The 23,508-nt window shown below is 34.6% G+C and carries 20 protein-coding genes, 1 tRNA gene and 1 other RNA gene; 18 read left to right on the top strand and 4 right to left on the bottom strand.

The annotated features are described in order from the left end of the window. Window positions 1-10 precede the first annotated feature (10 nt). On the top strand, window positions 11-679 hold the full coding sequence (locus tag J3U19_RS01285; RefSeq protein WP_267345235.1) for a DedA family protein: 669 nt from the start codon (window positions 11-13) through the stop codon (window positions 677-679). A gap of 32 nt (window positions 680-711) precedes the next feature. On the opposite strand, the gene rnpB is transcribed toward J3U19_RS01285, so the two are convergent. The 3 genes from rnpB to J3U19_RS01300 all read right to left on the bottom strand — a co-directional run bounded on the left by rnpB (window position 712) and on the right by J3U19_RS01300 (window position 2,107). Continuing rightward, an RNA gene (gene rnpB / locus J3U19_RS01290) (RNase P RNA component class A) lies at window positions 712-1,100 on the bottom strand. Between the two features lie 192 nt (window positions 1,101-1,292). Then, window positions 1,293-1,655, bottom strand: a complete 363-nt coding sequence (locus J3U19_RS01295) for a hypothetical protein (protein WP_267339442.1) — start codon at window positions 1,653-1,655, stop codon at window positions 1,293-1,295. Window positions 1,656-1,798: 143 nt separating this feature from the next. Beyond that, on the bottom strand, window positions 1,799-2,107 hold the full coding sequence (locus tag J3U19_RS01300) for a helix-turn-helix domain-containing protein (RefSeq protein WP_274460506.1): 309 nt from the start codon (window positions 2,105-2,107) through the stop codon (window positions 1,799-1,801). Window positions 2,108-2,284: 177 nt separating this feature from the next. Between J3U19_RS01300 and J3U19_RS01305 the strand changes: the two genes are divergently transcribed. The 14 genes from J3U19_RS01305 (at window position 2,285) to J3U19_RS01365 (ending at window position 17,686) form a co-directional block, all read left to right on the top strand. Then, a complete protein-coding gene (locus J3U19_RS01305) occupies window positions 2,285-2,641 on the top strand; it encodes a DNA-binding protein (protein ID WP_267339441.1) in 357 nt (118 codons plus the stop codon). A gap of 69 nt (window positions 2,642-2,710) precedes the next feature. Next, window positions 2,711-3,259 carry an RNA chaperone ProQ gene (gene proQ, locus J3U19_RS01310; protein WP_267339440.1) on the top strand — a complete coding sequence of 183 codons (549 nt, stop codon included), beginning with the start codon at window positions 2,711-2,713 and terminating at the stop codon, window positions 3,257-3,259. Between the two features lie 9 nt (window positions 3,260-3,268). Then, a complete protein-coding gene (prc, locus tag J3U19_RS01315; protein ID WP_267339439.1) occupies window positions 3,269-5,344 on the top strand; it encodes a carboxy terminal-processing peptidase in 2,076 nt (691 codons plus the stop codon). 38 nt (window positions 5,345-5,382) lie between these two features. Next, the gene (locus tag J3U19_RS11505; protein ID WP_416380322.1) at window positions 5,383-5,472 is read left to right on the top strand and encodes a YnhF family membrane protein; all 90 of its coding nucleotides are present in this window, start codon (window positions 5,383-5,385) and stop codon (window positions 5,470-5,472) included. Between the two features lie 73 nt (window positions 5,473-5,545). Further along, window positions 5,546-5,633, top strand: a tRNA-Ser gene (locus J3U19_RS01320). A gap of 149 nt (window positions 5,634-5,782) precedes the next feature. Then, the gene (prmB, locus tag J3U19_RS01325) at window positions 5,783-6,676 is read left to right on the top strand and encodes a 50S ribosomal protein L3 N(5)-glutamine methyltransferase (RefSeq protein WP_267339438.1); all 894 of its coding nucleotides are present in this window, start codon (window positions 5,783-5,785) and stop codon (window positions 6,674-6,676) included. A gap of 28 nt (window positions 6,677-6,704) precedes the next feature. Next, on the top strand, window positions 6,705-7,778 hold the full coding sequence (aroC, locus tag J3U19_RS01330; RefSeq protein WP_267339437.1) for a chorismate synthase: 1,074 nt from the start codon (window positions 6,705-6,707) through the stop codon (window positions 7,776-7,778). Continuing rightward, a complete protein-coding gene (locus J3U19_RS01335; protein WP_267339436.1) occupies window positions 7,775-8,527 on the top strand; it encodes a TSUP family transporter in 753 nt (250 codons plus the stop codon). The genes aroC and J3U19_RS01335 overlap by 4 nt, the downstream gene beginning before the upstream one ends. A 1,491-nt stretch (window positions 8,528-10,018) precedes the next feature. Further along, window positions 10,019-10,741 carry an MBL fold metallo-hydrolase gene (locus tag J3U19_RS01340; RefSeq protein ID WP_267339435.1) on the top strand — a complete coding sequence of 241 codons (723 nt, stop codon included), beginning with the start codon at window positions 10,019-10,021 and terminating at the stop codon, window positions 10,739-10,741. Window positions 10,742-10,944: 203 nt separating this feature from the next. Then, the gene (locus J3U19_RS01345) at window positions 10,945-11,868 is read left to right on the top strand and encodes a LysR family transcriptional regulator (RefSeq protein WP_267339434.1); all 924 of its coding nucleotides are present in this window, start codon (window positions 10,945-10,947) and stop codon (window positions 11,866-11,868) included. Window positions 11,869-12,017: 149 nt separating this feature from the next. Next, window positions 12,018-12,287, top strand: coding sequence for a 30S ribosomal protein S15 (gene rpsO, locus J3U19_RS01350; RefSeq protein ID WP_267339433.1), 270 nt, complete (start codon window positions 12,018-12,020; stop codon window positions 12,285-12,287). Between the two features lie 275 nt (window positions 12,288-12,562). After that, a complete protein-coding gene (gene pnp, locus J3U19_RS01355) occupies window positions 12,563-14,677 on the top strand; it encodes a polyribonucleotide nucleotidyltransferase (RefSeq protein ID WP_416380323.1) in 2,115 nt (704 codons plus the stop codon). Window positions 14,678-14,700: 23 nt separating this feature from the next. Further along, entirely contained in the window at window positions 14,701-15,561 is an 861-nt protein-coding gene (gene nlpI / locus J3U19_RS01360; protein ID WP_267339432.1) for a lipoprotein NlpI, read from the top strand. A gap of 355 nt (window positions 15,562-15,916) precedes the next feature. Beyond that, complete coding sequence (locus tag J3U19_RS01365) at window positions 15,917-17,686, top strand: DEAD/DEAH family ATP-dependent RNA helicase (protein WP_267345236.1); 1,770 nt, start codon at window positions 15,917-15,919, stop codon at window positions 17,684-17,686. 49 nt (window positions 17,687-17,735) lie between these two features. On the opposite strand, the gene J3U19_RS01370 is transcribed toward J3U19_RS01365, so the two are convergent. Further along, window positions 17,736-19,133 carry an MFS transporter gene (locus tag J3U19_RS01370; protein WP_267345237.1) on the bottom strand — a complete coding sequence of 466 codons (1,398 nt, stop codon included), beginning with the start codon at window positions 19,131-19,133 and terminating at the stop codon, window positions 17,736-17,738. 144 nt (window positions 19,134-19,277) lie between these two features. Between J3U19_RS01370 and J3U19_RS01375 the strand changes: the two genes are divergently transcribed. Genes J3U19_RS01375 through recB form a run of 3 tightly spaced genes read left to right on the top strand, consistent with a single transcriptional unit; the run spans window position 19,278 to window position 23,495 of the window. Further along, window positions 19,278-19,574: a YfcZ/YiiS family protein gene (locus J3U19_RS01375; RefSeq protein WP_267339429.1), complete on the top strand. Its 297-nt coding sequence runs from the start codon at window positions 19,278-19,280 to the stop codon at window positions 19,572-19,574. A 25-nt stretch (window positions 19,575-19,599) separates the two neighbouring features. Continuing rightward, complete coding sequence (gene sixA, locus J3U19_RS01380) at window positions 19,600-20,043, top strand: phosphohistidine phosphatase SixA (RefSeq protein ID WP_267339428.1); 444 nt, start codon at window positions 19,600-19,602, stop codon at window positions 20,041-20,043. Continuing rightward, a complete protein-coding gene (gene recB, locus J3U19_RS01385) occupies window positions 20,022-23,495 on the top strand; it encodes an exodeoxyribonuclease V subunit beta (RefSeq protein ID WP_267339427.1) in 3,474 nt (1,157 codons plus the stop codon). Before sixA ends, recB begins: the two co-directional genes overlap by 22 nt. Window positions 23,496-23,508 lie beyond the last annotated feature (13 nt).

The raw sequence follows: 23,508 nt of genomic DNA on the forward strand, positions 1-23,508 counted from the left end.
AATTAAATAGATGGAAACAATCATTACTCTTTATCATGCTTTTGTTAATCTGGATGTGGCAACGCTATCAAATCCTAATGTGCTTTGGATGCTTTACGGTATGTTATTTGTCGTTATTTTATTAGAAAATGGCGTTTTACCAGCAGCATTCTTACCTGGTGATAGTTTATTATTCTTAACTGGAGTATTGATTAGTCTCGACGTTTTTCATTTTGGTTTAATAAATGTTATTTTAATTGCTGGAGCCGCTTTAGGTACTTGGTTAGGTTATGCACAAGGTCTTTGGTTAGGTAACACCAAGCTTGTACAAAGCTGGATGGAACATGTTCCAGAAAAATATCATAAAAAATCAGAAGTTTTATTCCATAAATATGGATTACAAGCTCTTTTTATTGGGCGATTTATTGCTTTTGTACGTACGTTATTACCTATCATGGCGGGATTATCAGGATTACATAGTCGAAAATTTCATATTTATAACTGGATAAGTGCAACATTATGGATCTTCTTAATTGTAACATTAGGTTATTTATTTGGTTTATCGCCAGTTTTTAATAAATATGAAAAACAAATCATGTCTCTTCTTATGTTGATTCCAGTTTTATTATTATTATTAGGATTAATTTTCTCGTTGTGGCTTGCTTTTAAACGTTGGTTAGCAAAGAAGAAGCAATCTTGAGATTTAATTTTACAGATGAATTTAAAATAAGAGGGCGAAATTAACCGATAAGCCGGGTTCTGTCGTGGACAATCATTCCTCTAGGCTAATACTCACGCATTAGCTCAAGCAGTCTACCCGGATTCAACGCGGGCCGCGCCAATGAATCCCTATTTGACCTTGCTCCGAGTGGAGTTTACCGTGCCACAACTGTTACCAGTTGCGCGGTGCGCTCTTACCGCACCCTTTCACCCTTACCTGTTCTTATAAATAAGCCATCGGCGGTATACTTTCTGTTGCACTAGTCGTGAATGTTCGCTCACGCCAACATCCCCCAGGCGTTACCTGGCACTCTGCCCTATGGAGCCCGGACTTTCCTCCCCTTTATTTGTTTCCTTTTTACAAAGGACAATAACAAAGCAGCGATTGTCTGGTTAATCTCGTTAATGAGTATAACTTAATGTATGATTTTGTCCAGTAATGTCTGTTCTTAATTAGATAGATGGGTAAAGTGTATACTTTTTTATACGGTTATTATCGGAAAAAGATAGAGTTGCTCTTAAATGAAGTAAAATAATTCACGCTAATAGCACATTATAGCAATGTGCTATCGGTATAAATAAAGTAAGTGTAACTACCATCTTTTATGTTCATGATTTTCATCATAATTATACCAAGTTACTACGCCTTTCGAAATGATAACATCCAATGTTCCGCTGATAGCATTAGATTGGGTCTCACCAATAATTAAATGGCTGGTTGAGCTTTTTCTAATGTATTTATATGTCCATTGTACTTCATCAGAATTAATCACTTTCTTACTTGCCGGTTCACCAAATAACGATATTATTTGTGCTTCAGTTGTTGAACCTTCAACTATACTACTAACTTTGTCTTTACTTAGTGGTGTACCTTGTTCAATAAAATTATTTTGTGTACAACCCGATAATAATATGATTGAGAATAAAGCGATAAAGAACTTATTAACATTTTTCATTATATTGTAACCTGATAATTAATATTTTTTCTCCATGAATGTGAATGATAGCATATGTTTGGTAACGTTCAAGATCTACAAAAAACTTAATCTACATCAAGATAGAAATGTTGTTTTTATTTCTATATGTTTCCATAATTTCATCACTCTTTATTAATTTTTTTTTGTTTAGTCATGGATTTTCGCTTTTTTTTCTTCTTAAGTCGTAGTACGCGCTTTATCGGTTGATTGGTTATGGAATCTATATAACGACTGGGCCAAATTTCATGTGGCTCCATATTTAATGCTTGTGCAATAATAAATTCTCCTTTTGTCCAAGGTCTAGCTAAAGCATTACTCAATGTCGATGAACTTAAACCTGATTGTCGAGAAAGATTAGCAAGCGTTGTGCCTTTCTTTTTTAGTGCGGCAATAATATCTGCAGGATGCCAATCACTAGAATCAATTTTCATTTTTTATTTCCTCTTAGTTTATAACCTTGTATATCTATGATATGCTTTGATGTTACTTAAACAAGTAAGTTTATAATCTAACTATAGTTATTTATGACTTCTTGTTTCTTATTTATTGTATCAAAGTTTCTTTAATTTCTATAATTTTTTCTTATTGTGTTAAAATGGGATAGTAAAATGAAAGAATGGTTCTCATCAAAAGAGCTATCAAGTATTGCCGGGATGCCATCAACGATACAAGGTGTTAATCGTAAAGCAAGAGCTGAAAATTGGACTGCACGCAAAAGAACGGGTGTTAGAGGAAAGGCTTTAGAGTATCATATAAGCAGCTTACCTCTAAGTGTCAAAAAAGCATTATATCTTGAAGAAGAAAGTGCTACATATGTTGTTTCACCAATTGATCCATTGCAATTATGGATGACAGCATTTGAACAGTTATCTGTTGATGAAAAATCCATTGTTATATCGTGGTTAATGCGAAACGGCATTAAAGATTTTATAAGTTTTATTAATAAACATAAAAAAGATAGTTAGTGTTATTGCGCAAGCTGCGATATACTTTAACGCTAGTAAAAAATCAATTTAGTTGCTATGGAATAAACAATGGAAAGTCAGTTTCAATTAACAAATAGTAAAGATATTATTGTATATTTAGCTCAACAATTTCCAAATTGTTTTACTCTTGAAGGTGAAGCAAAACCTTTAAAAATTGGAATTTTTCAAGATATCCTTTCTCGCTTGGATGATGAGGCGCTAAGTAAAACAAAACTTCGTGTTGCCTTACGCGCTTATACCATGAGTTGGCGCTATTTATATAGTATTAAAGAAGGCGCTCATCGTGTTGATTTAGATGGAAATCTAAATGAACTTATAAGCAAAGAACAAATGGAATATGCTCAACAACAATTAAAAGAAAGTAAACAGAAAGCTAAAGAGCGTTTAAAAGAGCGAACACAAAAAGAAAAACGTAAAAATTCACGTCCGTCTGTCAAAAAAGCCAAAACATTAAAAATAGGTGATTATGTTAAAGTAATATTAGGTAATAAACCGTTAAAAGTACAAATCATTAATATTGAAAAAGAGCATATCAAAGTAAATGTCGGATCTGGTATGGAATTAACTGTTAAACCTGAGCATATTATTACCAAATAGAGAATTTGAATGAATAAATTACTCAAAGGCACTATTAAATTAAGCCTTGCACTATGCATTGTAAGTCTAAGTGTACAGGCCAAACAGCCTGTCGCTGAACAATTACCAATACTTAAACAAGATGATGTTCATCAAGTTGTAGCTAAGCGAGTAACAAATTTTTTTACTCAAGCACATTATCGTAACTTTGCATTAGACGGTGCATTTTCAGCTAAAATTTTTGATCGCTATTTTAAAATGCTAGATGGTAGTAAAGCGATATTCATTCAAGACGATATCGATACTTTCCGCAACAGGCAAGAGTTATTAGGTCAAGAATTATTTGATGGTAATTTAAAAACGGCATACGATATCTATAATCTTGCAATGCGTAAACGTTATGAACGTTATAAATATGCGCTTAAAGTTTTACAATCTCCAATGGATTTTTCGACTAACGATGAAATTGATTTTAATCGTGAAGATATATCTTGGGCAATTACTGAAAAAGAGCTCGATTCTTATTGGAATAAGCGTGTTAAATATGATGAGCTTAGCTTATCTTTATCTGGAAAAACTGAAACTCAAATTCGAGAAATATTGACCAAACGTTATAATCGAGTTTTAAAAACTATTGAACAATCAAATAATGAAGATGCTTTCCAAGTCTTTATGAATGCATTTGCGCGAGAAATAGATCCTCATACCAGTTATTTAGCACCACGTAAAAAACGTGATTTTGATTCGGAAATGAGTTTATCTTTTGAAGGTATAGGTGCAACACTTAGTCAACAAGACGATTATACAGTAATCATGTCTTTTGTTACTGGCGGACCGGCTGAAAAAAGTAAATCAATTGCCGTAGGTGATAAAATTATCGGTGTTGGGCAAAGTAATTCTCCTATAGAAGATGTAATTGGTTGGCGTTTAGATGATATCGTTGACAAAATTCGAGGTCCGAAAGGAACAGTGGTTAAACTTGAAATATTGCCCGCGGGTAACAATAGTAAACCAAAAATTATTGAACTTACTCGAGATAAAATTCACTTTGAAGATCGTGAAGCAAAATTAAATATTGTCGATAACCCGCGAGGAAAAGTTGGTATTATTGATATACCAAGTTTTTATATGGGATTAACCGATAAAGTCGAATCTCTTTTATTGGATGCTAATAAAGCTAAGTTACAAGGTCTGGTTATTGATTTACGTAATAATGGTGGGGGTTCTTTAGCGGAGGTTATCTCTTTGACAGGTCTTTTCATTGATTATGGACCAGTAGTTCAAGTTCGCGATAATCTTCAAAAAGTAATTGTTTATGATGATAAAAATAAAGGTATTGAATATACAGGTCCCATTGTTGTAATGGTCAATCGTTATAGCGCTTCTGCTTCAGAGATATTTGCTGCAGCGTTACAAGATTATGGTCGAGCTGTAATAGTCGGTGAAACAACTTATGGTAAAGGGACTGTTCAAACCTCACGAAATATTGCTTATCAAACAGATGCCAGACTCCATCCTAATTGGCCCGAGTTAGGTGGTGTACAATATACTGTACAGAAGTTTTATCGTATCAATGGAGGGAGTACACAACTTAAAGGTGTTGAACCCGATATTGAAATGGGCAAAACAAAATATGACGATGAAACAGGTGAACGTTTTTTAGATAATGCCATGCCATGGGATAAAATACCATCATCTGAATATTTAACGCTGACTAATATAAAACCAATATTGCCTTATTTGAAATCAGAACATTTAACTCGAATTTCAAATAATCCAGAATTTGTTTATATCGATCAAGATATTCAAGAGCTTAATGATAAAAAAGAACGTCGGTATATTGTGTCTCTCAATAAAAAGAATCGTGAAGCTGAACAAAAAAGTTATGAAGATCGTGATTTAAAAAGAACCAATGAACGTTTAGCTCGTGAAGGTAAACCACCCATTTCTAAATTAGAAGATTTACCTAAAGATTATAAGCAACCAGATGCTTATTTAAATGAATCAGTCGAAATTCTTTTGGATTTAGCGCCTAAATATCCAAATATTGAGGTAAAAAAATCAACTCAAGAGGTTATTTCACTTAGTTCACCAATTAATAAATAGGTTTTGGTCAATAACAGAATTATTGGAGAAAATTTAAGATGTGTACAGATTTAAAATTTGCTTTAATGACAACAGTTGCAATTCTATCCGTTTTAGTTGTGTTTGGTATCATTGTTTTTACGCATTAAAAAAACTTGATTAATTAGCTTGAGATTATTATAGTATGCAACCTGCTTTTTCTAAAGCAGGTTGTAAATATAAGGTGAGGTGTCCGAGTGGTTGAAGGAGCACGCCTGGAAAGTGTGTATACGGCAACGTATCAAGGGTTCGAATCCCTTCCTCACCGCCATATTTATTTTAGTTTTTGGAAATGAAGAATCTTTTGTTCAATGTGATTTACATATATCATTTTCAATATTATATTAGTGCATTTCCTCATTATAATGTGATCGGAAGTGACGAGTTATACCTTCCCTCTCCTTAATCATTGGAGCCATTATGGAAAACTTACGCACGGTTCAGGATTTTATACGCTGGACATCATCGCAACTTAGTTTATCAGATGCTTTTTTAGGTCACGGAACTGATAATCCTATCGATGAAGCTAAACAACTTATCTTAACCACTTTGGGTTTATCACTGTTTATTCCTACCGAATTTTATTCAGCAAATCTTACAAATGATGAAAAACAAGAGCTTTTCAATGTAATCCAAAGACGGATTCATGATCGAGTGCCAACACCATATTTAACGAATCAAGCATGGTTTTGTGGACATAGTTTTTATATTGATGAACGAGTCTTAATTCCTCGTTCTCCGATTGGTGAATTAATTGATAATCACTTCCAATCTTTATTATCCCAATCACCCCAACAGATTTTAGATCTCTGTACAGGTAGTGGATGTATTGGTATTGCGTGTGCTTACGCTTTTCCTGATGCACAAGTTGATATTACTGATATTTCATTAGAAGCATTAGATGTAGCACAACAAAATATCGACTTGCATCAAATGAATTTCCAAGTAACACCAATGCTATCTGATTTATTCAATGATATTCCAACAAAACAATATGATCTTATTGTTACCAATCCTCCTTACGTTGATAATGAAGATATGGACGATTTGCCTGATGAGTTTTCCTATGAGCCTAAATTAGCACTTGAAGCAGGATTTGATGGTTTAGATATCGTTAAACGAATTTTAAGTGATGCAATTAATTATTTATCACCACAAGGTGTATTAGTTTGTGAGGTAGGAAATAGCTGGGTTCACTTACAAGAGCAATATCATCAAGTACCTTTTCAGTGGTTGCAATTTGAACGAGGTGGGTTAGGTGTTTTTTCTATCACTCGAGAAAAGCTGATTCAATATCATCACTGTTTTATTTAGGCTATTTTCAATATTCGGAAAAATTATTATGGCTGGAAACTCAATAGGAAAATTATTTAAAGTCACAACATTTGGAGAGTCACATGGTATTGCTTTAGGTTGTGTTGTTGATGGTGTGCCTCCTGGGCTCGCTTTGACTGAGTCAGATATGCAACATGATCTTGATCGTCGTCGTCCAGGTTCCTCGCGTTATACAACTCAACGGCGTGAAGCTGACCAAATAAAAATCTTATCAGGCGTTTTTGAGGGGGTAACAACTGGTACTAGCATTGGTCTATTAATTGAGAATACCGATCAACGTTCACAAGACTACAGCAAAATTAAAGATATTTTTAGACCAAGCCATGCTGATTTCACTTATCAACATAAATACGGGATCCGCGATTATCGTGGTGGTGGGCGTTCTTCGGCACGTGAAACTGCGATGCGAGTTGCTGCTGGTGCAATAGCAAAAAAATATTTGTATGAAAAATTAGGGATCACCATTCGCGGCTATCTAGCCCAAATGGGTGAGATAAAATGTCAATTAAAAGATTGGCAACAAGTTGAAAAAAATCCATTTTTTTGTGCTGATGAAAGTAAACTTGAAAAATTAGATGAATTATTAAGATCATTAAAAAAAGAAGGTGATTCAATAGGGGCGAAGGTTTGCATTGTAGCTGAAAATGTACCAGTTGGTTTAGGTGAACCTGTATTTGATAGATTAGATGCCGAACTTGCCCATGCACTAATGAGCATAAATGCTGTAAAAGGTGTAGAAATCGGTGATGGTTTTGATGTTATTAGTAAACGTGGTAGTGAAAACCGTGATGAAATAACTCCACAAGGTTTCTTATCTAACCATGCTGGTGGTATTTTGGGTGGAATTAGCTCAGGGCAAACTATTTTAACGAGTATTGCATTAAAACCGACGCCAAGTATTGAAATCGCAAGTCAATCTATCAACATTCATGGTGAGAGTGTTGAAGTATCAACACATGGACGGCACGATCCGTGTGTCGGTATAAGGGCTGTGCCAATTGCTGAAGCAATGGTTGCTATTGTTTTAATGGATCACTATCTTCGTTATCGGGCCCAGTGTAATGATATGAATAAATTATGAGTGATGAACTCTTATTATTATTATTTGCTCTTGCTACTTTAGCTGGATTTATCGATTCAATTGCTGGTGGTGGAGGATTATTAACCGTACCTGCATTATTGGCAGTTGGCTTACCTCCAGCGAGCGCCTTAGCCACTAATAAATTACAAAGCTGTGGTGGATCATTTTCAGCCAGTCTTTACTTTATTCGTGAACGCATGGTTGATTTAAAACAGCAAAAATGGGCGATTATATGTGCTTTTATCGGCTCGGCGCTTGGCACATTATCAGTCATGCATATACAAGCGAACTTTTTAAAATTATTATTACCCATTTTAACCATCAGTGTAGGGCTCTATTTCTTATTATCCCCAACCATTGGGGTAAATGATCGTAAAAGTCGCTTAACCATAATCCAATTTGCCATATTACCAGCGTTAATAATCGGATTTTATGATGGATTCTTTGGTCCCGGAGCAGGCTCATTCTACGCACTTGCCTATATCTCTCTAGCTGGTTTTAATTTAACCAAAGCCACTGCACACACGAAAGTACTTAATTTTACTTCTAACTTAGCGGGTTTAATCTTTTTTATTGTTGGTGGAGAAGTGGTTTGGTCAATTGGTTTAGTCATGCTTGTAGGCCAATTTATTGGTGCAAGGTTAGGAGCAAAAATGGTTATCACCAAAGGGCGAAAACTAATAAGGCCCATGCTTATTACCGTCTCGACCATTATGAGTATCAAACTCTTCTATGAAAACTTCTTTTAGTGATTCAGTTTTACACTTAAACGTATGTTTTTTCTTTTATGCTCTGGCTGGCACTTTATAGGTGAATGTAAAAACAAAAAACAAAAAACAAAAAACAAAACGGTATACACTCCTGAATATTTTTTACAACTTAAATGATCATTTACTTATAAAACACGATATTCAAAAAATTCATTCGTCACACTAAAATTTCATTTAACAGCTTATCTTATTGGTCGGTTGTAACCCATTTTTATCACTTTGCCATCCGTTATTTTGTCAAAAATTTTGAACAAAAGGGGGGACGATTCCGTAAAAAGGATTATTCAGCTATTAAAACTTAACCAACGTTCCGTGCAAAATGTTCAAAAACCATTGGTAAAAGTTCAATTCGGTTTCTCTTTTTTTGATAATGCTAAGGCAATAAGCTTGATGGATATTTCATTAATTTATTAATGATATCAGTAAGTTATATTCATAATTCAAATTTAAAGAATTTTAAAAAAAGATTGCAAAATATACGAAAAGAGTGTTTTATAATCTTTTTTAGATTATTTGTTAACGTGAATTCAACTCAGGTTATAGTAACACGGTTATTATTGGTTTTGTTCCGGCTGGCAATGTGATCGGTTGGATCATGCCGTTGCTCACCCTGATGCACCGTCAATAGAGTTTGGTAAAAGGATACCGAACGGATATCACAAGGATCTGATGCGTGTCCGAATCCTTACCCTAATTGAAAATAACTGAAATCACTTCCAAAGCTAAAGCCGGGTTAAAAAAACACGGCATGCCTAAAGGGTAGCAAGGAAAGTACAATAACGTCAGCATGGGACAATATCTTAAACTGAAAAATCCACCCAATTTTTAGATCATGGGCAACAAGTCCGGGCAAATAATTTTGCCATTATTATAATTGTCAGGTGATAAACCATTCAAAATGGCATTAATCCGATTATCGAATAAGGGATTTTAACCTATGCACAGGGAAGCAGAATCTTATTAGTCCAGTAGGTATAGAGGGCTCAGACAGCACCTTTGCCAATCAGGGTGATATAAACCTGCAAGCCCAAAATGCCCAAGTTAATCTGGTCACTAAGCAGGACATCAAAATCAGCAGTAAAAGCATTGAGTTATGGACAGCGGATCATATGTATATAAAAAGCAATACCATGTAAAAATGGTTTGATCGCTGCTATTTTATTAAAAGAATTAGAGCGAAAAAATTTGATGATTTAGGCAAAGCACTCACTGAATAGCGTCAAGCACGATAGAAGATGTTTTAATATGTATAGCGAATTTTTATAAGGAGCTTATCAAAGCCATTTAACTATTTTCCTTGATGTGTAGAAAACTGCTGTTTTGCTCTCGCTAGTTGGTCTTAACGCTTCAGTTCGTACGTTGAAGCTGAATGTAGAAATATATTGGTAAAGAATAAGTTTCAAAAATTAAATTTTATGTTATTTTAGTTAATTCAAATTACATAGTATTCTCAAATAAGCTAAGTACAAAATGATAATTGAAGTATTAGATATAAATTTTGATTATAATGGCGTTTTACAGGTCATTCATCCTGTTATTATACAAGATGATAATAATATGATATTAATTGATGCTGGGTATCCTTGTCAGTTCAACTTATTTGAACAAGAAGCAAAAAAAAAGGATCTAAATTTAAATAAGTTATCTCATATTATTATTACACATCATGATTTTGATCATATTGGCTCATTAGCTGATTTTAAAAAAAAATATCCTTATATTAAAATATTGTCATCTAATGTAGAAAAAGCATATATCGAAAAAAGAAGAAAACCTTTGCGTTTAGAACAAGCAGAAAAAAGATATTCTTCCTTATCTGATGATGAAAAAAAGCAGGCTATTACTTTCCATAATATATTAGAAAGTATAGAAAGGGTTGAAGTTACTGATATTTTAAGTAATCACCAAATTTTAGCTATAAGTCAAGGTGTTGAGGTTATTTTTACACCAGGACATACTGAAGGTCACATATCCTTATATATTAAGGAAACCAAAACGCTTATAGCTGGTGATGCATTGGTTTTGGTTGATGATCGACTAATTATTCCTTATCCAGAATTTGCTTATGACTTATCTCAAGCACAAAGTTCAGTGAAAAGTTTATTTCATTACCAAATTGAAGAAGTGATTTGTTATCATGGCGGTATTTATAAAGGAAACTGGCAAGATATATTAATATTAGATAATTGGTGAGTAGAATAATTATCGAGGAAATTAAAAATTAATTACAGTTATGATCCATATCATGAATAAAAAGTTATATTAAATTAGTTTATCTATTTTGTGTAATTAGAGTTTTGGACTGTAGTTTTTTATTGCGCTTGTAATTATATTTTGTATATAGTTGAATTTATTTTGCAAAATGATTTGTTTATAACAATCAATTAAGTGATGCTATGAAACTTCAACAGTTACGTTATATTTTAGAAATTGCCCGCTCAGGTTCAATAAATGAAGCGGCTAAAAATTTATATATTACCCAACCCAGTTTATCAACTGCCGTTAAAGAATTAGAAACAGAATTTGGTATTGAGATTTTTGTGCGTACGTCAAAAGGGGTTTCACTTTCAACCGATGGTGTGGAATTTTTAGGGTATGCTAAGCAAGTATTGGATCAAGCTGAACTGTTAGAGCAACACTATGCTAAAAAAGCACCATCGAAACAGTTATGTAGCATTTCAACTCAGCATTATGCATTTGCAGTCAACGCTTTTGTTAATCTTATTAAAAAAAATCACACCGATGAATACGAGTTTACATTACGAGAAACTAGAACTTACGATATCATTACTGATGTGGCTAATTTACGTAGCGAAGTCGGCATTTTATATATTAATGATTTTAATCAAAAGGTCATTTTACGTTTATTAAAAGAGCATCGGCTGACTTTTAATCCTCTGTTTGAAGCGGATCCTCATGTATTTATCAGTACTAATCATCCTTTAGCTGATATGAAATTACTAACTTTACATGATTTAGAAGAGTATCCTTACTTATCGTTTGAACAAGGTGAGTATAATTCGTTTTATTTTTCGGAAGAGATTTTGAGTACGGTATATCATAAAAAAAGTATTCATGTTAGTGATAGAGCAACTTTGTTCAATTTACTACATGGTTTAAATGGTTATACTATAAGTACGGGAATATTAAGCACAGATTTGAATGGTTCTGATATTATATCTATACCGCTCAAAGTGAAAGAAAAAATATTAGTAGGGTGGATTACCTCTCAAAAAGTACAATTGAGTATTTCGGCACAAAATTATATTGAAGCACTTAAAAAACTCATTCAAGAAGAGTATGGCTATACCATTAAATGATGCCAGTGCAATAAAAACAAATCAAATTGCTATTTCAGTAAATTCTAGTATAATTGCGCACGATTCATATATCTAGTATATGAATATCGAGGAGTGTCTGAATTAGAGATCGGTCATTCCATATTTTATGTTAATTTAAGAGGTTTATTATGTCTCTAACTGTAGAAGCTAAAGCGAAAATCGTTGCCGACTTTGGTCGTGGTACTAACGACACTGGTTCAACTGAAGTTCAAGTTGCACTTTTAACTGCACGCATTAATGACTTACAAGGTCATTTTTCTGAACATAAGAAAGATCACCATAGTCGTCGTGGTTTGTTACGCATGGTATCTAGTCGTCGTAAATTATTAGATTATTTACGTCGTAAAGATTTCGAACGTTATAGCCAACTGATTCAAAAATTAGGTTTACGTCGCTAATTTATAATCTACTAGGAAAGAGGCTTAGGCCTCTTTTTCGTTGTGAAAAATTAGGGCTCTGATATAATGCTGAGTTCGAAAAGTAAAAGATTATATCTCATGTTTCGCGCGACTAATGAGAGTTCTATAATTTATAGATTTGTCATTAGTCGTGACAGTGAAATAATCTTTTGTTGATCATTCCCACATTGTTGAAGTAAGTATCATAACTAAAGTTGTGCTGATCTCTATCAAAATATCAAACTTCAACAAAATTACTACAAGAGGACATTATTTTGTTTAATCCGACATATCAAAAATTTCAATATGGTCGTCATACCGTCACTTTAGAAACAGGCATTATGGCTCGTCAAGCAACTGCTGCTGTAATGGTTAATATGGATGATACTGCTGTATTTGTAACGGTTGTTGCTGACAAGAAAGTTAAAGAAGGCCAAGACTTCTTCCCTTTAACAGTTAATTACCAAGAACGTACTTATGCAGCTGGGCGTATTCCTGGCGGATTTTTTAAACGTGAAGGCCGGCCAAGTGAAGGGGAAACTCTCATTGCTCGTTTGATCGACCGACCACTTCGTCCTTTATTTCCTGAAGGCTTTGTTAATGAGATTCAGATTATTGCCACGGTTGTATCAGTTAATCCAGATGTTAGTCCTGATTTGGTTGCTATGATTGGTGCTTCTGCTGCGCTATGCCTATCTGGTGTGCCTTTCCATGGTCCAATTGGTGCAGCTCGTGTGGGCTTGATAAATGATGAATTTGTTTTAAATCCTTCAGTAAAAGAGCTAGCGACAAGTCGTTTAGACTTAGTGGTTGCTGGTACTAAAAGTGCGGTTTTAATGGTTGAATCTGAAGCAGATTTATTAACTGAAGATCAAATGTTGGCGGCGGTCGTTTTCGGTCATGAGCAACAACAAGTTGTCATTGATAATATTAATGAGTTTGTGACTAAAACTAATTGCGAAAAATGGGATTGGGTTGCACCAGTTAAAAATGAAGCACTTTATAATGCTGTTTCTGAATTAGCAAAAGATCGCTTAGGTGAAGCGTATCGAATTACTGAAAAACAAGCGCGCTATGCTCAAATCGATTTAATTAAAGAAGAGGTATTAGCGGCACTTAAAGAGAAAGATGAAGAACTTGATGAAAACGAAGTTATCAATATTATTGTTGATTTAGAAAGTCAAATCGTTCGTCAACGCGTTATTGCTGGTGAACCACGTATTGATGGTCGCGAAAAAGATATGATTCGTGCGCTTGATATTCGTACGAATGTCTTACCTAGAACTCACGGTAGTGCATTATTTACTCGTGGTGAAACTCAAGCATTAGTAACAGCCACTTTAGGTACTGAACGTGACGCTCAAATTATTGATGAGTTGACCGGTGAATACACTGAACGCTTTTTATTGCATTATAACTTCCCTCCGTATTCTGTTGGTGAAACAGGTATGGTTGGTTCACCAAAACGCCGTGAGATTGGTCATGGTCGTTTAGCTAAACGTGGTGTTGCAGCTGTAATGCCGAGTATAGAAGAGTTTCCTTACACGGTTCGCGTTGTTTCTGAAATTACGGAATCTAATGGTTCTTCTTCAATGGCTTCTGTATGTGGTGCGTCATTAGCACTTATGGATGCTGGTGTACCAATTAAGTCCTCCGTTGCTGGTATTGCAATGGGGCTAGTGAAGGAAGGCGATAAATTTGTCGTTTTATCTGATATTTTAGGTGATGAAGATCATCTTGGTGATATGGACTTTAAAGTAGCGGGTACCCGTGAAGGTGTAAGTGCATTACAAATGGATATCAAGATTGAAGGTATCACTAAAGAAATTATGCAAATTGCGCTTAATCAAGCAAAAGGTGCTCGTTTACATATTTTAGGCGTGATGGAACAAGCTATTAATAAACCTCGTCAAGAGATTTCAGAGTTTGCACCACGTATTTATACCATGAATGTCAATCCGGACAAAATTCGCGATATTATTGGAAAAGGTGGCGCAACGATTAGAGCCTTGACCGAAGAGACGGGTACCACTATTGAAATCACTGATGATGGTACTGTTAAAATTGCTGCTTCAGACAGCAATAAAGCGAAAGACGCAATGGCGCGCATTAATAATTTAGTTGCAGATGTTGAAATTGACAAAATTTATGCAGGTAAAGTTACACGGATTGTTGATTTTGGTGCTTTTGTATCAATTATTGGTGGTAAAGAAGGTCTTGTCCATGTATCACAGATTGCAGATCATCGTGTTGAAAAAGTCTCTGATTATTTAAAAGTTGGACAAGAAGTGAATGTTAAAGTGTTAGAAATTGATCGACAAGGTCGGATTCGTTTGAGCATGAAAGATGCTGTAGAACCAACAACAGAAGCAGCTCAAACTACCGAATAAAAAATTATTCACTAGGAGTTAAGATGAGACAATACAACCTGATGAGAATTATTAGCTTTTCATTAGCAATTATTCTTATGTCAGGTTGTTGTAATTCTCAGCCTTTGCTTGCTGTTCCTGATCAAGTCTCCTATGATGACGAACTGAAAATTGCACAAATAAGTCAACAGTTATCTCAAAAAGACATTGATACAGTTACGCGGATACAGCTTATATTTCAACGTGGCATTGTTTACGATTCACTAGGCTTCAAAGCATTTGCGCAAAGTGATTTTAGTTACTTGATGGAATTCAATCCTGAAATTCCAGACATTTACAATTTCATGGGAACTTATGCTTTACGTGAAGGGGATTTTGACAATGCTTTAATGTCCTTTAATACGACATTAGAACTTGATCCAAATTATGCTTATGCTTATTTAAATCGTGCCATTACTTTATATCGTACTGGTCATTATCAATCAGCAGAACGCGATGCACATCAATTCTATCAATTTGATGTGAATGAACCGATAAGAATTTTATGGCTTTATTTAATTGACAAAGAGATAGATAATAAAGCTGCACAAAATAAGCTACAAAAACGTTATGATCTTATGAATGATAAAACGATTTATAGTAGCGATATCATTGCATTTTATTTAGGTAAGATTAATGAATCTAAGTTAATGCAAAATCTTCAACAAGGCGTTGAAAGTAACCGGCAACTAGCCGAACGTCTTTGCGAAGCCTACTTTTATTTAGGTAAATATTATCAAAGTAAAGGTAACAACGAGCGTGCTAAAATGTTATTTAAATATGCTTTAGCTAATAATATTTATAACTTTGTTGAACATCAACAGGCGCTCTATGAAATGAAGTTACTTGCAGAAAATGAAAAGTAACATGGGTCATGCCAGTTTTAAAAGTGAAAATATTGTTATAGCGTAGTTCTGATTTGCCAAAAAATATATTCTCAACATTTGATAATACAAATAGTTTTATCATCTTTTAAATAAATATCATTTAACTTTAAATTTATTTATTTTGTATACATTGGATCGTAGTTGAGTCAATATCGGTAGTTAGTTATTGGGGTGAGTTGTAAATTTTCAATTTAGTGAGCTGGCATAAATTTATATAAACTTTTTTTGTTTGAAATAGTAATAATTTAGCGATTACTGTTATTTGTTAATCAATGTATCTAATATGGTTAACCAAAATTAAGTTTGTATATTCAAAATTTTTAAGCGAGTTTACATGACAAAAGAAATTTCTTTTATTGACCTTGGTTTATCTGAGGATATCCTTAACGCATTAAATGATCTTGGTTTTAGCAAACCATCACCAATTCAATCTGAATGTATTCCTTTATTATTAGAAGGAAACGATGTATTGGGGATGGCACAAACAGGTAGTGGTAAAACTGCTGCGTTTTCAATTCCTTTCTTAATGAATATTGATGCAAATCTAAAAGCACCACAACTTTTAGTTTTAGCACCGACTCGAGAACTTGCAATTCAAGTTGCTGACGCTTGTGCAGAATATTCAAAATATATGAAAGGGATCAAAGTATTAGCATTATATGGTGGTCAACGTTATGACGTTCAATTAAAAGCGTTAAAGCAAGGCCCTCAAATTGTGGTTGGTACACCAGGACGTTTACTTGATCATTTAAATCGTAAAACATTAGATCTTTCTAATCTTAAAGGATTAGTGCTTGATGAAGCTGATGAAATGCTACGAATGGGTTTTATTGATGATGTTGAGAGCATCATGGCGACGATTCCTGAAGATCATCAAACAGCACTATTTTCAGCAACAATGCCAGCGCCAATCCGCCGTATTACTAAACGATTTATGCATAACCCTAAAGAGGTACAAATCAAAGGGACTAACCAAACTGCACCAGATATCGATCAGAGCTATTGGCTTGTTCGTGGTATGAGAAAAAATGAAGCAATTGTTCGCTTTTTGGAAGCTGAAGATTTTGATGCTGCGATTATTTTTGTTCGCACAAAATCAGCGACATTGGATGTGGCCGAAGTACTTGAAAAACATGGTTACAGTTGTGCGGCTTTAAATGGTGATATGACACAACAGTTACGTGAACAAACTTTAGATCGATTACGTAATGGTCGTTTAGATATTTTGATTGCAACCGATGTTGCCGCTCGTGGTTTAGATGTTGAGCGTATTAGCTTAGTTATCAACTATGATATTACTTTAGATTCAGAGTCTTATGTTCATCGTATTGGGCGAACAGGGCGAGCAGGACGTGCTGGTCGTGCAATTTTATTTGTTGATAGTCGTGAACGTCGTTTGCTTAAAAATATTGAGCAAACAATTAAAAAACCAATTCCTGAAGTGGGATTACCTTCAAAAGAGCTACTTGAAGCACGTCGTTTAGCGAAGTTTACTGAGCAAGTTCAAAAACAACTTGATAGTAGCGATTTACAACAGTATCAAACTTTGTTATCACAAATACAAGCTGACAGTGGGGCAGATCTTGAAACCATTGCGACTGCTTTATTAAGGTTAGCTCAAGGTGAGCGTCCATTAATTTTACCTCCAGATCCAGTATTCAAACCATCACGTGAATTGCGCGATCGAGATAGTCGTGGTGGTGAACGTCGTTTGCGTGGGGATAATCGTGAAACACCAAAACGTCGTGAACGCCGTGATGTGGGTGAAATGGATATGTACCGTATAGAAGTGGGTAAAGAAAACGGTGTTGAAGTACGTCATATTGTTGGTGCAATTGCGAATGAAGCAGATATTAGTAGTCGATATATTGGTAATATTAAACTTTATGAAACTTATTCAACTGTTGAACTACCAAAAGGTATGCCTAAAGATATCTTAAATCATTTTGAAAAAGTAAGAGTGCTTAATCAACCAATGAAGATGAGCCTTATTAGTGGCAAAGCTACGGAAACTAAGCGTGGTCGCAAAAGCACAAAATCTGATATAGGCGACAGCAAAAATTTCACTAAAAAACGTGGTCGTCCAGCAGCACCTAAATTTTAATACATTGTGTTTTGATGCTTGTAAACCTCTGCCATATGGTAGAGGTTTTTTATTGTTTTTCTTTTAGATTATTGCCTGCACCTTTTGGTAAGGTGATAAAGTCAATCATCGCTATTAAAGTCATTCCTACTACCATAAACAAGGCTAGTCGAAAATCTTCAACCATTAAACCTGTTTGACTATGTTCATTATAGCTGGAAGCAATAAAAAGGAATAATGCACTTAAAACAATACCAAGTACGTTATTCAATTGTTGAATAATGGTTGATAATATATTGGCGCTTTGTATTTCGTTTTTATCAATTTCAGAAAAACTAAGTGTTGTGATCGTGGTAAATTGGATAGAACGTGCACCACCAGAAAAAAATAGCACCAATATAATCCAGATGATTGGTGTTTCTGAAGTGAAAAAGGCACACAATACAAAACTGAATGAAAGTAATAGACCATTAACGATAAGAATTTTACGAAATCCAAACTTGTGAATTAAAGGGGTATTAACGGTTTTGAGGATGATATTACCCGCAAATAGTGAAAGCAGTAATGAACCGGTAGTTAATGGCGACCATCCAAAACCGACTTGGAACATCAGTGGTAAAATAAATGGTGCGGTGTTTAAGCTAATTCGTGTTAATGATCCGCCCAAAAAAGTCATTTTAAATGTGCGTTTTGAAAAAGCGTACAGACTGATTAATGGGTATTGAGTATGCGTGAGATGATAATAGGCAAAGATTAAGACTAAACTACCGGCAGAGGAACTGCCGAGAGCAAGCCAAAGACGACTATTTGAGTGAGAAATCATTTCAAGCCCATAAACAAACAGTAATAGACCTAATCCACAGGCGATAAATCCAACACTATCAAATGAACGCTTTTCAGGTCGATCTTTCGGTAAAAGTCGATGGGCGAAAAATAGAGCAATAAAGCCTAATGGAATATTAAGAAAAAATATCCAGTGCCAAGTAAGATATTGAGCAAAGAATCCACCAATAATTGGCCCCATCAGTGGTGCAATTAATCCTGGCCAAACTAGAATCGAAATGGTACTAACTAAATGCTGTTTTTCAGTTCGGCTTAATACAACGGTTCTGCCTACAGGTACCATTAAAGATCCACCTAAACCTTGTATTAATCTTGCGATAGTAAACATAGTTAAATTAGTCGATAAAGCACACAATATTGACGCCAACATGAATAATACAATCGAAATAGAAAAGATTCGATAGGCTGTAAAACGATTTGCTATCCAGCCACTTGCGGGTAAACCAATCGTAAGCGCGAGCATATAGGCACTAATACCAATAGATAAGTCTTGAGGATTCGTTAAAAATGATTTTGCCATTGCAGGTATTGCAGTAGTGATCACCGTAGCGTCTAGATTTTCCATAAAGAACGTTGCGGCAACTAAGATTGCCATTTTTCGGACGTAATTATTTTGTTGCATCATATTATTTAATTAATTGAGAAAAATAAAAATAAAGTTTTAATATATGCCAAAAATTTCAGTTGTGATAAAAATTTTTACATTTTGCCCTAAGTTATGATTAAGAGTATACTATTAACGAAATCAATCGGTAAACAGAGGTATAGCATGACAGATTCTTTAAACAAATGTAAAGCGAACGAAACTCCAGCGTGTTGTTGTGTAGATGTTGGTACAATTATTGATAATGACAATTGCAGCGCTGAGTACGAACATGTCTTTGCAACAGAATCAGAAGCACAAGCTAAATTGGCATCATTGACCCAAGCTGCAAAAACTGTTGAAACAGAACCTTGTGAAATTAACAGTAATATTGAGAAAGTTGATGATGGTTTTAAATTATCAGCAACATTTACTTTTTGCTGTGGTGCAGAATGCATGATCTTCCAATTAAAATTACGTTAATAATAGATTAATGAAAGTTTGTATTATGAGACACGGTGAAGCAGGATTTTCTGCTTCATCTGATTCAAGTCGCACTCTGACTGATTATGGTATTGAACAGTCTAAAAAAGTTGGTATATGGCTTAAAGAACAAAATTTTAACTTCGATTTAGCCTTAGTGAGTCCTTATTTACGTGCTCAGCAAACATTGTCCGGATTATCAACTTATGTCCACGTGACAAAGGTCGAAACTGAAAAATGCTTAGTACCCAGTGGTAGCTCATCACATATCGTTGATTTAATTAGAGTATTGTTATCTAATGGTTTAACAAATGTTATTATTGTATCGCATCTGCCATTAGTGGGATATGTTGTTAATGAACTTTGTCCGCAGGTCCCACCTCCTATGTTCCCAACTGCTGCTATTGCTTGTATTGAGCTAACATTAGATGCTGTAGGAAAGCTTGAATGGTTTCAGCAAGTTCAGTAAAAAAACTTAATCTTTTTGATCTACCTTTAACCGGTCGAAGCTTAATTGAAGCATCGGCCGGAACAGGTAAAACTTATTCACTCGCTTTTATTTATCTAAGGTTATTACTTGGTATTGGTCAAAATAGTTATCCAAAGCCACTTGACGTTAATCAAATCCTAGTTGTAACTTTTACTAAGGCGGCAACGCAAGAATTACGTTCACGTATTCGACAAAATATTCAAGAATTAAGGCTTGGTTTACTTCAGGGATATCATCAAGATCCTATTTATCAAAAACTGATTGAAATAATCGATGATCGCAAGTTTGCGGTGCAAAAACTTACTGATGCTCAACAATCAATGGACGATGCCGCTATTTATACTATTCATAGTTTTTGTCAACGTATATTAACCAGTCATGCTTTTGAATCAGGAGTGTTATTTGAACAAACACTCATGGCTGATGAATATCAACTGCAATTACGTGTAGCACAAGACTTTTGGCGTCATTACTTTACGCCACTTGATAAATCTCTTGCTTACTTAGTCATCGGCACTTGGCAAGATCCTGCCACATTATTAAAAGACATTAAGCCGTATTTAACTTTAGAATTAAAAAACAATAATGAGGCTGATCCTGATATCAGCGATATGATTAACACATTTTACCAGAATAACTTTAACCAGATTGAAGAGGTAAAACGATCATGGTTAGCTGCGGTTAACGAATTAACCGAGATTATTACCCAATCAGGCATTAGTAAACAATCTTATAGTAGCCGTAACTTACCTAATTGGATAAACAAAGTCACCACATGGGCCAATCAACCAACCCAGACGTTTGAATTACCCAATGAACTTGAAAGATTTTGCCAATCCGTATTAATCGAAAAAACTAAAGATGGCAAGAAGGCTCCTTATCACTGTATTTTTGCAAAAATTGAGTTACTTTATCAACAACCACTTAATTTACGCAGCCAAATTTTAATGGATATTGTCGGTGTTATCCAAAAAGGCATCTATAAAGAAAAACTCAAACAGGGTGCTATAAGTTTTGATGACCTGATTTGGCAACTTAATCGTGCTTTGTATGTAAAAAATGGTAAACGACTAGCGCAAAGTATTGCTTCACAATATTGTGTAGCCTTAATTGATGAATTCCAAGATACCGACCCATTACAGTATCAAATATTCAATCGTATTTACGATAGCCAGCATTCTGATTGCGGTCTGTTATTTATTGGTGATCCAAAGCAAGCTATATATAGTTTTCGTGGTGCTGATATTTTCACTTATTTAGAAGCTAAGCGATCGACAGGTGAAAATCATTATACGATGGATGTAAACCAACGTTCTTCAGCTTCAATGGTGAATGCAGTTAATCAACTATTTGCCAATCACGATAAACCGTTTGTATTTGATGAAATTCCTTTTTTACCAATGCAAGCAGCAGAAAGAAATCGGAAAAGATCATTATTAATCAATAAAAAAGAAGTGTCAGCATTAACTGCTTATCTATTGCCTGAAAGTGTTTCAACAAATGCGGATTATCAACAATACATGGCAAGCTGCTGTGCTCAACAAATAGTAAGTTTATTATCAAATTCTTCAGTATTAAGTGATAATCATGAACAACGTCCGGTGATGACCTCTGATATTGCTATTTTAGTGCGGACCGGACGTGAAGCTGAAATTATTCAACAGAAATTAGCCGTTTCTGGTGTTAAAAGTGTCTACCTATCAAATCATAATAGTGTTTTTTCATCAAGTGAGGCAAAAGATGTACTTTGTTTGTTGCAAGCAGTATTAATGCCAGAGAATGAATCAACACTACGGTTAGCCTTAATGACATCATTATTTGGTCAAACAATGACTGAACTTGAGCAAATTACAGAGGATCAGGATAAATGGGAAAGTTTGGTTGAAGAGTTTAAACAATACCAAGTGATTTGGTTATACTATGGTGTATTAGTGATGTTACGCCGTATGATGAAAAGACGTCATTTAGCTGAAAATATTTTGGCACGTCAAGATGGGGAGCGTACTTTAACTAATCTAATGCACTTAGGCGAATTGCTTCAAGAAGCTGCAGATGAATTAGACAGCCCACATGCTTTAGTACGTTGGTTGACCAAACAAATAGTGAATCCTGACCTTAATATAGAAAATCACGAACAGCGTCTCGAAAGTGATGATAACCTAGTTAAAATCATAACGATACATAAATCAAAAGGTTTGGAATTTCCAATTGTTTGGTTACCATTTATTTCAATGTATCGATCATCTAACAATCAATTTTATCATGATAAAGATAATGATTATAAACTAAGTTATGCATGGTTATTAACGGATGAAATTAAGCAACAAATTGAAGATGAACGCCTTGCCGAGGATTTACGTTTATTATATGTTGCCATGACGCGATCAGTTTATCATTGCAGCATCGGTCTTGCTTCTTTGAAAAAAAACCAGACAGCCATTAATCATCTTTTGAAAAATGACTTAAGAGCTATTAGTAGTTTGGCAAACTTAATTGATGTTCAATTGCCAATTGACGGGCAACGTTATGTGCCACCTATGTTATCCGCTCCAACATTATCCGCTAACGTTTTTAAGCGTAAGCTTTCAAACTGTTGGCGAGTGACCAGTTATACTGAATTGCAACGCCATGATGAAGGTGTCTTAACTTATCATCTTGATATCATCAATGATTGGGATGAGTCGCAACCAGAATCGGATAGTAAAGAGGCAATAATATCAAATTACAACATTCACCATTTCCCTAAAGGGGCATATGTAGGTACATTAATGCACAGCATTATGGAACAGATCTCACCCGATAATATTGATGAATTATGTGCACAAATGGTGAAAAAGCTTAATCTTAATTCTAATTGGAATAACACGATTGCCAATTGGATGAGGCAAGTATTGGCGACTGACCTTGGTCTACCTGGGTTAAACTTATCAAAAATATTGATGGGTAGATGCATAAACGAGTTACAATTTTATTTACCTATACGTCAATCTGTAACTTGCCAACAATTGGATTCTTTGTGTAAAAAATATGATGATTTGTCTCAATCGCGTTCTGAATTATCCTTTGATACGGTTCAAGGTATGTTGAAAGGATTTATTGATTTAATCTTTGAATTTAAAGGAAAATATTATTTGGTCGATTATAAGTCAAATTGGTTAGGTGATAATATTGATTATTATGGGCAACGTGCACTGAAAAAAGTGATGGAAGAACATCGTTATGATCTACAATATCAACTTTATAGTTTAGCATTGCATCGATTTTTGCGAAGTAGACTATCCAATTATCAATTTCAAACTCATTTTGGTGGGGTATATTATCTCTTTTTACGGGGTATGCCTGATAATGGCATTTTTTATCATCAACCTAAGCAAGAGTTTATTGAAAAACTCGATCAATTATTTGAAGGTGAAGAAATATTAACCTTTTAATTATCTAAAATTT

The sequence above is a fragment of the Gilliamella sp. B2828 genome (assembly GCF_026537125.1).
In the GTDB taxonomy this organism is placed as follows: Bacteria; Pseudomonadota; Gammaproteobacteria; order Enterobacterales; family Orbaceae; genus Gilliamella.